We start from the raw sequence: 11,766 nt of genomic DNA on the forward strand, positions 1-11,766 counted from the left end.
GAGGCCTTCGCGGCATCGTGAGTAAGGAACGCATGGCACGGCAGGTTTCCGGGCACGAGCAGCCCGTCGGCAGCACCCGCACGCTCGAGTCCACTCCGGACGGTGCGATCGTCAGGCGGAGCGTGCTCCCCGGCGGTCTGCGGGTGATCACCGAGTACGTCCCGGCTTCGCGCTCGGCCACCGTGGGGCTGTGGGTCGGCGTCGGGTCGCGCGACGAGCCGCTCGCCGTCGCGGGGGCCGCGCACTACCTGGAACACCTGCTGTTCAAGGGAACCGCCAACCGGGACGCCACGCAGATCGCCGAGGAGATCGACGCCGTCGGCGGCGAGTTCAACGCGTTCACGGCCAAGGAACACACCTGCTACTACGCGCAGGTGCTCGACGCCGACCTGCCGCTGGCCATGGACCTCGTGACCGACGTGGTGTTCGAGGCGCTGTGCACCGACCGCGACATGGACACCGAGCGCAGCGTGGTGCTCGAAGAGATCGCGATGCGCGACGACGACCCCGAGGACCTGCTGCACGAGACGTTCGTGGGCGCGATCCTCGGCGACCACCCGCTCGGCCGGCCGGTGCTGGGCACCGAGAAGTCCATCACGGAGATGTCGCCCGCGGCGTTGCGCGGCTTCTACAAGCGCCGCTACACGATGCCGCGGATGGTGCTCGCGGTCGCCGGGAACATCGAGCACAACCAGGTGCTTCGCCTGGTGCGCAAGGCTTTGGGCGATCGGCTCAACGGCGCGGGTGTCCCGGTGCCGCCGCGGGCCGGCCGCGCGCGCATCCAGACCCTGCCGAAGCTGGCGCTGCACACCGACGACACCGAGCAGGCGCACGTGATGCTCGGGATGCGGTCGCTGCCGCGTCACGACGAGCGCCGCTTCGCGCTGTCGGTGCTCAACGCGGCGCTGGGCGGCGGCATGAGCTCGCGGCTGTTCCAGGAGATCCGGGAGCGGCGCGGGCTGGCCTACCAGGTGTACTCGTCGGTGGCGAGCTACGCCGACAGCGGGCACCTGGCCGTGTACGCCGGCTGCCAGCCGGAGCGGCTCGGGCAGGTCGCGGGCGTGATCCGCGAGGTGCTCGACAGCGTCGCCGCCGACGGGCTGACCGACGCCGAGGTGGCGCGCGCCAAGGGGCAGCTGCGCGGCGGGCTCGTGCTGGGGCTGGAGGACACGTCGTCGCGCATGTCGCGCATCGGCAAGAACGAGCTGAACTACGGCCGTTACCTGGGGGTCGACGACACCGTGGCCCGCGTGGACGCGGTCACGACCGAAGAGGTGTGTGCGCTGGCTCGCACTCTGCTGCGCCGCCCCGGTGGGGTGTCGGCGGCGGCGGTCGTGGGGCCGTACGCTCACGCCGACGACCTGCCGGACGATCTGCACGAGGTGATCGCGTCATGACCGACTCCCCGATCCGCGTCGGCGTGCTGGGCGCGCGCGGCCGCATGGGTGCGACGGTGGTGAACGCCGTCGAGGGCGCCGCCGACCTGAAGCTGGTGGCCGCGCTCGACGCGGGAGACGACTTCGCGCCGCTGGGCGAGGCCCAGGTGGTGGTGGACTTCACCCACCCCGACGCCGTGATGGACAACCTGCGGTACTTGATCGAGCACGACCTGCACGCCGTGGTCGGCACGACCGGGTTCAGTGAGGAGCGGCTGGCGGAGGTGCGTTCGCTGCTGGCCGGGAAGCCTTCGCTGGGCGTGCTGGTCGCACCGAACTTCGCGCTGGGCGCGGTGCTGGCGATGCGGTTCGCGGCTCAGGCGGCGCGGTTCTACGCGTCGGCCGAGATCATCGAGCTGCACCACAACCGGAAGGCCGACGCCCCGTCGGGCACCGCTTCGCACACCGCGCGCATGATCGGCGAGGCGCGCGCGGCCGCCGGCCTGGAACCGGGTCCGGACGCCACGACGTCCGAACTGGACGGTGCCCGCGGCGCCCGCGTCGCCGAGGTCCCCGTGCACTCGGTGCGGCTGCCGGGATTGGTGGCGCACGAGGAGATCCTGTTCGGCGGCGAGGGGGAGACCCTGACCATCCGGCACGACTCGCTGGACCGCACGTCGTTCATGCCCGGGGTGCTGCTGGGTGTGCGTTCGGTGGTGTCGCGCCCCGGCCTCACGGTCGGCCTGGAGAACGTGCTCGACCTGTGAGGGCCCGCAACGTCGCGCTGCTGCTGACCGCGGCGCTGGTCGTGTACCTGGTCCTGCTCGCGGACCGGGCTGTGGAGCTGTTCGCCACCGGTTCGCCGGAGGGCATCGCGCTCGGGGTGGGCGTGTTCGTGCTGCCGGTGCTGGGCGTGTGGATCGTGGTGGCCACCTGGCGTTCCGGGCTGCAGATCCAGCGCCTCTCCCGCCGCCTCGACGCCGAAGGCGCCCTGCCCGACGTCTCGGACCTGCCCCGCCGCCCGTCGGGCCGCGTCGACCGCACCGCCGCCGACGCCTGGTTCGAGGCCCGCCGCGTCGAGGTCGAGGCCGCCCCCGACGACTGGCGCGGCTGGTACCGCCTCGCCTACGCCTACGACATCGCGGGCGACCGCCGCCGCGCCCGGGCGACGATGCGCAAGGCCGTGGAACTGGAAGCCGCCGACCGCTGAGGGGCTGGGCGGTGCCCGCCGGAGGTTGTGTCGCGCGCGTCGGCTGCCACCGCGGTCGCCGAAAAGCAGCGGTCGCCGCGAAACAGGGGTTGCCCACCCGCGGCGGGTGTGCCTGCGGTTCAGTGCATCCAGCCCGCGAGCAGCGCCGGTGACGCCGCGAGCAGGCTGAACCGCACCCATCGTCCGGCGAGCCCGGCAGCCACGAACGTGACCAGTCGCATGCGGACCATGCCCGCCAGCACGCTCGTCGCCATGAAGGGCGGGAGGCCGATGAGCGAGCTGGCGCCGTAGGTGCCCGCCATCCAGTGCGGGTGGCGTTGGCAGCGTTCGCGCAGGGCCTCGACCTTGGCGCGCAGCACCTTCGTGCGCCGGTGCCAGCGGTCGCGGCGGGCACTGGGCGGGCGTTCGCGGTGGAGGCGGTCGTGGAGGAAGCCGGGTAGCCGGATGGAGCCGCGCGCCGCGAGGAAGTACAGGAGCTTGCCGGCGATCTGCCCGACCGCCACGGCGGCGCCGAGCCACAGCCAGTGCGGGTTGTGCTGGCTCGCGCACAGGCCCACCACGAACAGCTCCGCGTTCACGACCGGCACGATCGCCGAGCCGAACGCGACACCGAGTGTCAGGAACAGCCAGCCCATCGTGCCTCCCCCCTGAAGTGAACCCCCGAAGTGATCCTCGTCATTCGAGGCTAGCAGTCGTCACGAAAAGGTCACGGGGGCTAACCCCCCTATTCCGGCGGGTGCCGACCCCAGAAGATCACCTGGACGTTCGGTTCAGGACACCTCGGCCTGCCACCATTCGGACGTGACCGACGTGCCCTTCGCCGATCGCTTCGCCGGGTTCTGCGCGGCCGTCGTCCGGGTCCTGCCCTTCGGGCTTTCGCGTCTCGTCGCGCCGAGCTTCCTCGGGTTCGTGATCATCAACGGGTTCACCTTCGGCGTCGACCTCGGCCTGCTGACGGTGTTCCACGGCGGCCTCGGCTGGCCGGTCTGGCTGGCGATCAGCGCGGCCTACGTGATCGCGTTCGGGCTCAGTTTCGTGCTCAACCGCGCGCTGAACTTCCGCTCGCACGCGCCGGTCGGGCGGCAGGCGGTGCTGTACGTGGTGGCGATCGGCGTGAACTACGCGGCGTTCCTGCTGGGCGTCGGCGCCGGGCTCGCCGCGCTGGGCCTGGAGTACCACCTGTCGCGGCTGGTCGCCGGAGCGTGCGAGGGCGTGTTCATGTACTCGGTGCTGCGCTGGGTCGTCTTCGCGAAGCGCGAAGAGCCCGCCGTCAGTGCGTGAGCTCCAGCTCCAACGTGCCGGTGAGGCGCACTTCGCGCAGCGTGCCGCGGCCGGTGTCGAGGGTACGGACGGTCCCGTCGGGCGCCCAGCCCGCGCGCCGGTAGAACCCGAGCGTCGGGTGGTCCGACTGCGCGACCCACGTGACGCCGCGGTCGAGCCCGTCCGAGCGCAGGTCGGCGGCGGCGGTGCCGAGCAGCCGGCCGGCGTGCCCGCGACGGCCCCAGCGCGGCTCGACGACGAGCGTCGCGATGAGCGCGGTCCTGGCCGCGTCGGGCGGCGCGGTGCCGTCGGCGGTGGCGATCTCGTCGGCGGGCGCGGGGCCGGCCACGCAGTAGCCGACGGCGAATTCGCCTTCCACCGCGAGGTAGACCCGCGTGCCGGGGAACTCGATGGTCTCGGCCCACGTGCCTTCGAGATCGGCGGCGTCGAGCGCGTCGATGGCCTCGGCGCCCAGCAGGTCGGTGTAGGCCGCCCGCCAGGTGAGGCGCTGGATGCGGGCGATCTCCGCGGCGTCGGACAGGCTCGCGGGACGGACTTCGGCGGCACTCACGCGGAGGAATCTACCGCCCGCCGTCGCGGAAACTGTCGGGGGCGGCTGGCACGATGGACCGACCATGCAGACGATCAGCCTTCAAGCGGCCCGCCGCACCGCGCTGGCCGCCCAGGGGTTCGCCGACGCGCGCCCCGCCGCGCCGCCCACCCGCCGGCACCTGGCCAAGGTGCTTTCGCGTGTCCAGCTGCTGCAGCTGGACTCCGTCAACGTCGCCGTGCGCGCGCACTACATGCCCGTGTTCTCGCGCCTGGGCGCCTACGACCAGGCGCTCGTCGACGACGCCGCCTGGACCGACACCGCACGCAAACCGCGGATGCTCGTCGAGTCGTGGGCCCACGAAGCGAGCCTGCTGCCCGTCGAAGACTGGCCGCTCCTGCGCTCCGGCGCCAAACGCGACGGCTGGTGGCGCAACTACACCAGCGTGGTCGAAACCGTGCCGGGCCTGATCGACGACGTGCTCGCCATCGTCAAGGAACACGGCCCGATCGGCGCGGGCGCCATCGAGAAGGCGCTCGAAGCGGAGGTCGCCGGGCGAGGGCCCGGCGCGTGGTGGGAACGCTCGGTGGTCAAGAAGGCGTGCGAGTACCTGTTCGGCCTCGGCCGCCTGTCCACGGGCACGCGCCGGTCGTTCGAGCGGCTCTACGACCTGACCGAACGGGTGGTGCCGCCGGCGGTTCTGTCCCGGCAGATGTCGGCGGAGGAAGGCGCTCGCGGCCTGATCGACCGCTCCGCGCGGGCTCTCGGCGTCGCCACGGAGACCGACCTGCGCGACTACTACCGGCTCGGCCCGGACGTCGCGCGCCAGGCCGTCGCCGAGCTGGTCGAAGAAGGCACCCTGGAACCCGTCCAGGTCCGCGACTGGCGCGGCATCGCCTACCGGCACACGGCCGCCCGCACTCCGCGGGCGGTGACCGGGCGGGCCCTCCTGTGCCCGTTCGACCCGCTCATCTGGGAACGCGCCCGCACCGAGCGGCTCTTCGGCTTCCGCTACCGCATCGAGATCTACGTGCCGGAACCCAAACGGCTCTACGGCTACTACGTTTTCCCGTTCCTGCTGGACGGCTCCCTGGTCGCCCGCGTGGACCTCAAGTCCGACCGCGCCGCCGGCGTGCTGCGCGTGCAGGGCTCCTTCGCCGAGGAGGGCGCCGACGTACCGCGGGTCGCCGACGAGCTGGCGGGGGAGCTGGCGCACATGGCGCACTGGCTCGGCTTGGACGGCGTGGCGGTCGGCCCACGCGGCGACCTCGCGGAGGCGTTGTCCCGCGCGGTGCGCTGACTGGCGCTTGATCTCCTTGCGGGGCAAGGATTTCGCGCCGGATCACCGGGGCGGCTGAAACCGCCGGGCCAGGTGTGGCACGTGGCGGCGGAACCCGTTTCTGCGGTCTGGCGGTGCCGTTGAGGCATGCGTTGTGTCGGATCGAGCCCGAATGCCCTGTCGCACAAGGACTTCGATCCCGAGCTGCGGATACGAAGCGGCGGGCCGGACCGGATGCCTCGGTCCGGCCCGCCGCCTCCCCCTTAGCCGGCCGCGCGGGTCACCACCGCGTTGCCCGTGCCGGTGCGGGCGCGCACACGCAGCGTGGTGCCCGCTTCGGGCGGCACGTCGGACACGTCCAGCTCGCTGTGAACGCGGCCCGCGGACGAGGCCAGCTCGACCTCGGCCGCGACGCCGCGGCGGATGCCCACGCGGACTTCGCCGGAGCCGGTGATCAGGTCGACCGAGCCGGAGGCCGCTTCGGCGACGGAGAGGTCGCCGCTGCCGGTGCGGGCCATGACTTCGCCCGCGACGGAGCCGAGCCAGACGTTGCCGGTGCCCGTGGCGAGGGTCGCGGAGCCCGAGACGGACGCCGCCTCGACCGAACCGCTGCCGGTGCGCAGCTGGAGGCCGGCGGGCGTCGGGCCGAGCTTCACGCGGCCCGTGCCGGTGCGCACGATGGCGGCGCCGTCGGCCTGTTCCAGCGTGACCTCGCCGGAGCCGGTGAGGATGTCGGCGCGCCCGGCGGTGCCGGTGACCGTGACATCGGCGGCGCCGGCGCGAACCTCCACATGGGAGCCCTTCGGCGCGTGCACGGTGACCGACACCGGCACGTTCCGCAGCTGCCACGCCTTCGCCGCCCGCACCACGAGCCGGTTGCCGGTCTTCTCGATGCGCGCCTGGCGCACCGCGTCGGCCGGCGAGGTGTCCGCGGTCACGCCCAGCTGGTCGCCGAAGCGCTCTCCGACCCATGACAGCAGGTTGTTCACACCACTGACCCACGGCGGCTGCTCGCCGGCGTCGTGCCGCAGCTCGACCCGCGCGCCGGACTCGCGGTCCAGCACCAGTTCCACGCGGCCGATCGTCACCCCGACGTCGAGCTCCAGCGGGCCGTCGGCCTCGAACTCCTGCGAACGCGCCAGCGGATTGTCCGAAGTGGACGAACCGGCGTCCGGATCCAGATCAGCCGAAGCGACAGCCTCCTCCGCCGCACCTGCGACGGCTTCCTCGGCGGCTTCGTCCCAGCCGGACTTGTCTTCACTCATCGTCGCTTCCCCGTTCTAGCTTTGGACCCAGCCGTGCAGCTTGGTCTCCGAGCGGCCGCCCTGGTGCCGCTGCTGGTGGTGCTGCGCCTGGCCGAGCGCCCCCTGCACGGCCTGGGCGACGAAGGTGTTGAGCGACACCCCCTGCGCGGCCGCCGCCTGCTCGGCCTGGCTCTTGATCTGCTCCACGAGCCGCAGCGTGATGCGCGAGATGTCCCCGCCGTCGATGGGCGGGGGCGGCGTGCGCGGCTGGTCGGTCCGCGCCGGCTCACCGGACTCCGGCGCGCCGGTCACGACCACGCGCACGTCGCGGCCGTCGAGCCGGACGTCCACGACCTGGCCCGGTAGGGCGGCGGTCACCTCCGCGGCGAGGTCGGCCAGCGCGTTCATCAACGTCAGCCGGGCCGCGGGTTCGAGTGCGGACGAAAGGAGGGCGGCCATGCGCCGGGTCTGCTCGTCCCCGGCGGAGGCCGTGTTCGCGAGGTCTTCGCGAAGGTTCGCGATGTACGGCGTCAGGTCCATGACGCCACTATGACGTCACCTATGGCGTCAGTCAAGCACCACGTGGTGTCTCGCCGTTGTCGAACAAACAAGCGGTTAGAGTGCGGGCCGGGAGCCGCAAGCGGGAGAGGGAGTGCTGACGTGGTCGAGACCGTGTCACCCAGAGTGCAGCTGGTCGCGAAAACGGAGTTCTTCCCGCCGGAGGACGTGCCGTGGACGACGGACGCCGACGGGGGACAGGCTCTGGCCGAGTTCGCCGGGCGCGCCTGCTACCAGTCGTGGAAGAAGCCGAACCCGAAGACGGCCACCAACGCCGGCTACCTCGACCACATCATCGAGGTCGGTCACCTTTCCGTGCTGGAGCACGGTTCGGTGAGCTTCTACATCACCGGCATCTCGCGCTCGCTCACCCACGAGCTGATCCGCCACCGCCACTTCTCCTACTCGCAGCTCTCGCAGCGCTACGTCCCCGAGCGCGAAGCGGCCTTCGTCGAGCCCGACGTGATCGCGAACGACCCCGAGCTGCACGAGAAGTTCCTCAAGGCCGCGCAGGCGAGCGCCGACGCCTACACCGAGCTGCTCGCCGGGCTCGAGGAGAAGTTCGCCGACGCGCCGAGCGCCACGCTGCGCCGCAAGCAGGCCCGCCAGGCCGCCCGCTCCGTGCTGCCGAACGCCACCGAGACGCGCATCGTCGTCACCGGCAACTACCGCGCCTGGCGCCACTTCGTCGCCATGCGCGCCACCGAGCACGCCGACGTCGAGATCCGCGCGCTGGCCATCGAGTGCCTGCGGGAGCTGCAGAAGGCCGCCGGCAACGTGTTCGCGGACTTCACGATCTCCACCCTGCCCGACGGCACCGAGGTCGCCTCGAGCCCGAAGGTGCTCGAAGGCTGATGAAACGACTCGCGATCGACGTCCGCCCGGGCGACTACTCGGTGGTGCGCCTGCCCGCCGACGCACCGGTGCCCGCAGACCTGCTCGACCCGGCCGAGTCCGCGCTCGTGTCCGTGACCCGCACACCGGAGGAGCTTTCGGTGATCTGCCCGACGGGCCGCGAGCCCTCGGGCGGCGTCGTCGAACACGGCTGGCGCCTGATGAGCGTGCGCGGCCCGCTGGAGTTCACGCTCACCGGCGTGATCTCGGCGCTCGCGTCCGAACTGGCCGCCGCCGGCGTCGCGCTGTTCTCACTGTCCACTTTCGACACCGACCACATCCTCGTGCGCGCCGTCGAGCTGGATCGCGCCGTGAAGGCGTTCCGCGACGCCGGCCACGAAGTCGGCCTGCCCGCCTGAAACCGGTCGCGGAGGCCCTCCGCCCGCACGGACGGAGGGCCTCCGTCGCCCGTGCGGCCAACCGGCTGGTGGCCGAGCACACCCTTGCCCTGGAAAGTTCGGCATGCCTAAACTTCGAGTTGGGATGTCCGACAGGCGGAGGGCGACGTGATGGCGGTGGCGGAAGCGGTCCGGCCCCGGCGGCTCGCCCGCCTGCGCGCGGGCTCGGCCCTGCTCGGTCCGGCGTTCGTCGCCGCCGTGGCATACGTGGACCCGGGCAACGTCGCGTCCAACATCAGCGCGGGCGCGCGGTTCGGGTACCTGCTGGTGTGGGTGATCGTCGCGGCGAACCTGATGGCCGTGCTGGTGCAGTACCTGTCGGCGAAGCTCGGCCTGGTCACGGGCCGGTCGCTGCCCGAGGCGCTGCGCGAACGGCTGCCCCGCTCGGCCCGCCTGGCGTACTGGGCACAGGCCGAGGTGGTCGCCGTGGCCACCGACCTCGCGGAGGTCGTCGGCGGCGCCATCGCGCTGAACCTGCTGTTCGACCTGCCGCTCGTGGTCGGCGGCCTGATCACCGGCCTGGTGTCGCTGACGCTGCTCGCGGTGCAGGACCGCGGTGGCCAGCGGCCGTTCGAGCGGGTGGTGACGGGTCTGCTCGCCGTGATCGCCATCGGCTTCCTGGCGAGCCTGTTCGTGGAGCCGCCGTCGGCCTCGGGGATCGCGAGCGGGCTCGTGCCGCGCTTCGACGGTGCCGACAGTGTGCTGATCGCCGCCGCGATGCTCGGCGCCACCGTGATGCCGCACGCGGTCTACCTGCACTCCGGGCTCGTCCGTGACCGCCACGGCACGCCCGCGCCCGAGAAGCGGCGACGCCTGCTCCGGGCGACCCGCTACGACGTCGGCTTCGCGATGCTGCTCGCCGGCGCGGTCAACCTCGGCATGCTACTGCTCGCCGCGACGAACCTGCAGGGCCTGCCCGGCGTCGACTCGATCGAGGGCGCGCACGGCGCCGTCGCCACCGCCCTCGGCCCGACCGTCGCGCTGCTGTTCGCGATCGGGCTGCTGGCCTCGGGTCTCGCGTCCACGTCGGTGGGCGCCTACGCGGGCGCGATGATCATGCAAGGCTTGCTGCGCAAGAAGTTCCCGATCCTCGTGCGCCGGCTCGTCACGCTCACGCCCGCGATCTTGGTGCTCGCGGTGGGCGCCGACCCGAGCGCCGCGCTCGTGGTGTCGCAGGTGGTGCTGTCGTTCGGCATCCCGTTCGCGCTCGTGCCGCTGATCCGCCTGACCTCGGACGCGCAGCTCATGGGCACCGACGTGAACCGGCGGATCACCACCGTGCTGGCGTGGTGCGTCGCGGCCGTGATCATCACCCTCAACATCGCGCTCATCTACCTCACCGTCGCGGGCTGAAACCGGGCTGAAACCCACACGGAAACCCGAAGGAACCGGCCTGGCCCTCGCGCGGTCCGACTAGCATCTGCGCGACCCCGAACGAGGAGCCCGGCCCCGTGACCGACGAACAGACGCGTCCGTACGACCCGACCCGCCCGGCGCCCGGGCCGCGGCTCGTCGCCGGCCGCTACCTGCTGCTGGGCGAGCTCGGCCGCGGCGGCATGGGCGTGGTGTGGCGCGCGCAGGACCAGGTGATCGGCCGCCAGGTGGCCATCAAGGAGCTCAGGCTGCCGGACGCGGAAGGCCAAGCCGTGTTCTCCGAACGCGTGCTGCGCGAGGTCCGCGCCGGCGGGCGGCTCAACGACCCCGCCGTGGTCACGGTCTACGACATCATCACCGACAACGGCACCACGTTCATCGTGATGGAGCTCGTCGAGGCCCCGACGCTGGCCGACCTCGTGCGCCGCCAGGGGCCGATGCCCGCCGCGCACGTCGCGATGATCGGCGACCGCGTGCTCGCCGCGCTGCAGGCCGCGCACGCCGCCGGGGTCGTGCACCGCGACGTGAAGCCCGCCAACATCATGGTCGCGCCCGACGGCCGCGTGAAGCTCACCGACTTCGGCATCGCGCACGCCATCGACGACCCGCGCCTGACCACGAGCGGCGTGATCGTCGGTTCGCCCGCGTTCATGGCGCCCGAACGCGTCGAGGGCCGCGAGGCCATGCCCGAGTCGGACCTGTGGTCACTGGGCGCGACGCTGTTCTTCGCCGTGGAGGGGATCGTCGCGTTCGAACGCCCGACCACGGCCGCGACGCTGCACGCGATCATGACCGAGGTCCCGTACCTCACCCGCGGCCAGGGCCCGCTCGCCGCGGCGATCCTCGGGCTGCTGGTGGCCAAGCCGGAGGCGCGGCTCACGGCTCCGCAGGCCCGCAACCTGCTCGCGACCGCGGCCGGCCAGCCGCCCACGCCGCCGTCGGGCAGCGCCGCCCCGGCCCTCGGCACCGCCCCGACGCGGGTCGCCGCGCCGCCGAAGCGTTCCCGCCGCGGCTGGTGGCTCGCGGGCGCCGCCGTGCTCACCGTCGCCGCGCTGGCCGGCGGCTTCTTCCTCGGCAAGCCCGTGTGGACGCCGAAGGCCGACCCGCAGCTGCAGCCCACCGTCACCTACGGGCCCGACGGGTTCCTCAAGACGCAGATCGGCCTGTCCTACCGCTGCTTCAACGCGGCGGTGCAGCAGGGTGTCGTCATCGGCGACGACAACAGCGCGACGTGCGACAAGAGCCACACCCTCGAGGTCTACGACGTCGGCGACGTGCTGCCGACCGAGAACTACAGCAGCGACGACGCGCAGCTCGCCGCCTACCCCGGGCTCGAGTCCGTGACCCGGCTCGCCGAGGCGCGCTGCGCGGCGTCGTTCCACTCGTCGGTCGTGCCGGAAAACCAGCGCGCGGGCCTGACATACCAGGCGATCGTGCCCACCCAGCGCCAGTGGGAGCTGGCGCCGCCCAACGACTACACCCCGCCGAGCCGTGTGTTCTACTGCGTGCTCGCGAAGCCCGGCAACGCCCAGATCCCGGCGCAGATCACCACTAAGATCAAGTGACCGGGGCGAGATGTTCCGCCCGGCGCCCGCCCGGCCGGGAAATTCTCCGATCTTCACC

The 11,766-nt window shown here is 72.4% G+C and carries 13 protein-coding genes; 9 read left to right on the top strand and 4 right to left on the bottom strand.

The window, feature by feature from the left end; all coding sequences use genetic code 11:
- Positions 1-32 precede the first annotated feature (32 nt).
- Genes AB0K15_RS19965 through AB0K15_RS19975 form a run of 3 tightly spaced genes read left to right on the top strand, consistent with a single transcriptional unit; the run spans position 33 to position 2,586 of the window.
- The gene (locus tag AB0K15_RS19965; RefSeq protein ID WP_364052159.1) at positions 33-1,397 is read left to right on the top strand and encodes a pitrilysin family protein; all 1,365 of its coding nucleotides are present in this window, start codon (positions 33-35) and stop codon (positions 1,395-1,397) included.
- Complete coding sequence (gene dapB, locus AB0K15_RS19970) at positions 1,394-2,143, top strand: 4-hydroxy-tetrahydrodipicolinate reductase (protein ID WP_364052162.1); 750 nt, start codon at positions 1,394-1,396, stop codon at positions 2,141-2,143. Before AB0K15_RS19965 ends, dapB begins: the two co-directional genes overlap by 4 nt.
- Positions 2,140-2,586 carry a tetratricopeptide repeat protein gene (locus AB0K15_RS19975; protein WP_364052165.1) on the top strand — a complete coding sequence of 149 codons (447 nt, stop codon included), beginning with the start codon at positions 2,140-2,142 and terminating at the stop codon, positions 2,584-2,586. The genes dapB and AB0K15_RS19975 overlap by 4 nt, the downstream gene beginning before the upstream one ends.
- 119 nt (positions 2,587-2,705) lie before the next feature.
- Here AB0K15_RS19975 and AB0K15_RS19980 read toward each other — a convergent pair whose 3' ends face one another.
- Positions 2,706-3,221 carry a hypothetical protein gene (locus AB0K15_RS19980; protein ID WP_364052168.1) on the bottom strand — a complete coding sequence of 172 codons (516 nt, stop codon included), beginning with the start codon at positions 3,219-3,221 and terminating at the stop codon, positions 2,706-2,708.
- A gap of 166 nt (positions 3,222-3,387) precedes the next feature.
- Here AB0K15_RS19980 and AB0K15_RS19985 point away from each other — a divergent pair, with 166 nt between their 5' ends.
- Complete coding sequence (locus AB0K15_RS19985; protein WP_364052171.1) at positions 3,388-3,867, top strand: GtrA family protein; 480 nt, start codon at positions 3,388-3,390, stop codon at positions 3,865-3,867.
- Here AB0K15_RS19985 and AB0K15_RS19990 read toward each other — a convergent pair.
- The gene (locus AB0K15_RS19990; RefSeq protein WP_364052174.1) at positions 3,857-4,417 is read right to left on the bottom strand and encodes a GNAT family N-acetyltransferase; all 561 of its coding nucleotides are present in this window, start codon (positions 4,415-4,417) and stop codon (positions 3,857-3,859) included. The two genes, AB0K15_RS19985 and AB0K15_RS19990, sit on opposite strands and share 11 nt — an antisense overlap.
- Positions 4,418-4,481: 64 nt before the next feature.
- Here AB0K15_RS19990 and AB0K15_RS19995 point away from each other — a divergent pair, with 64 nt between their 5' ends.
- Positions 4,482-5,696 carry a crosslink repair DNA glycosylase YcaQ family protein gene (locus AB0K15_RS19995; RefSeq protein ID WP_364052177.1) on the top strand — a complete coding sequence of 405 codons (1,215 nt, stop codon included), beginning with the start codon at positions 4,482-4,484 and terminating at the stop codon, positions 5,694-5,696.
- A gap of 242 nt (positions 5,697-5,938) precedes the next feature.
- Here AB0K15_RS19995 and AB0K15_RS20000 read toward each other — a convergent pair whose 3' ends face one another.
- Positions 5,939-6,940, bottom strand: coding sequence for a DUF4097 family beta strand repeat-containing protein (locus AB0K15_RS20000; RefSeq protein WP_364052180.1), 1,002 nt, complete (start codon positions 6,938-6,940; stop codon positions 5,939-5,941).
- A gap of 15 nt (positions 6,941-6,955) precedes the next feature.
- A complete protein-coding gene (locus tag AB0K15_RS20005) occupies positions 6,956-7,459 on the bottom strand; it encodes a toxin-antitoxin system HicB family antitoxin (protein ID WP_364052183.1) in 504 nt (167 codons plus the stop codon).
- 120 nt (positions 7,460-7,579) lie between these two features.
- On the opposite strand from AB0K15_RS20005, the gene thyX reads away from it, so the two are divergent.
- The 4 genes from thyX (at position 7,580) to AB0K15_RS20025 (ending at position 11,708) form a co-directional block, all read left to right on the top strand.
- Positions 7,580-8,332: an FAD-dependent thymidylate synthase gene (thyX, locus tag AB0K15_RS20010; RefSeq protein WP_364052186.1), complete on the top strand. Its 753-nt coding sequence runs from the start codon at positions 7,580-7,582 to the stop codon at positions 8,330-8,332.
- The gene (locus AB0K15_RS20015; protein WP_364052189.1) at positions 8,332-8,730 is read left to right on the top strand and encodes an ACT domain-containing protein; all 399 of its coding nucleotides are present in this window, start codon (positions 8,332-8,334) and stop codon (positions 8,728-8,730) included. Before thyX ends, AB0K15_RS20015 begins: the two co-directional genes overlap by 1 nt.
- Positions 8,731-8,880: 150 nt before the next feature.
- A complete protein-coding gene (locus AB0K15_RS20020; protein WP_364052192.1) occupies positions 8,881-10,122 on the top strand; it encodes an Nramp family divalent metal transporter in 1,242 nt (413 codons plus the stop codon).
- A 98-nt stretch (positions 10,123-10,220) separates the two neighbouring features.
- Positions 10,221-11,708: a serine/threonine-protein kinase gene (locus AB0K15_RS20025; RefSeq protein ID WP_364052195.1), complete on the top strand. Its 1,488-nt coding sequence runs from the start codon at positions 10,221-10,223 to the stop codon at positions 11,706-11,708.
- Positions 11,709-11,766 lie beyond the last annotated feature (58 nt).

Source organism: Amycolatopsis sp. NPDC049253 (assembly GCF_040678995.1).
Lineage (GTDB): Bacteria > Actinomycetota > Actinomycetes > Mycobacteriales > Pseudonocardiaceae > Amycolatopsis.

Bases quoted from the DNA above. Each gene is read 5' to 3' on its own strand.
- dapB (WP_364052162.1), top strand. From the start codon at position 1,394: ATGACCGACTCCCCGATCCGCGTCGGCGTGCTGGGCGCGCGCGGCCGC.
- AB0K15_RS19980 (WP_364052168.1), bottom strand. From the start codon at position 3,221: ATGGGCTGGCTGTTCCTGACACTCGGTGTCGCGTTCGGCTCGGCGATC.
- AB0K15_RS20000 (WP_364052180.1), bottom strand. From the start codon at position 6,940: ATGAGTGAAGACAAGTCCGGCTGGGACGAAGCCGCCGAGGAAGCCGTC.
- AB0K15_RS20015 (WP_364052189.1), top strand. From the start codon at position 8,332: ATGAAACGACTCGCGATCGACGTCCGCCCGGGCGACTACTCGGTGGTG.
- AB0K15_RS20020 (WP_364052192.1), top strand. From the start codon at position 8,881: ATGGCGGTGGCGGAAGCGGTCCGGCCCCGGCGGCTCGCCCGCCTGCGC.
- AB0K15_RS20005 (WP_364052183.1), bottom strand. From the start codon at position 7,459: ATGGACCTGACGCCGTACATCGCGAACCTTCGCGAAGACCTCGCGAAC.
- AB0K15_RS19965 (WP_364052159.1), top strand. From the start codon at position 33: ATGGCACGGCAGGTTTCCGGGCACGAGCAGCCCGTCGGCAGCACCCGC.
- AB0K15_RS19995 (WP_364052177.1), top strand. From the start codon at position 4,482: ATGCAGACGATCAGCCTTCAAGCGGCCCGCCGCACCGCGCTGGCCGCC.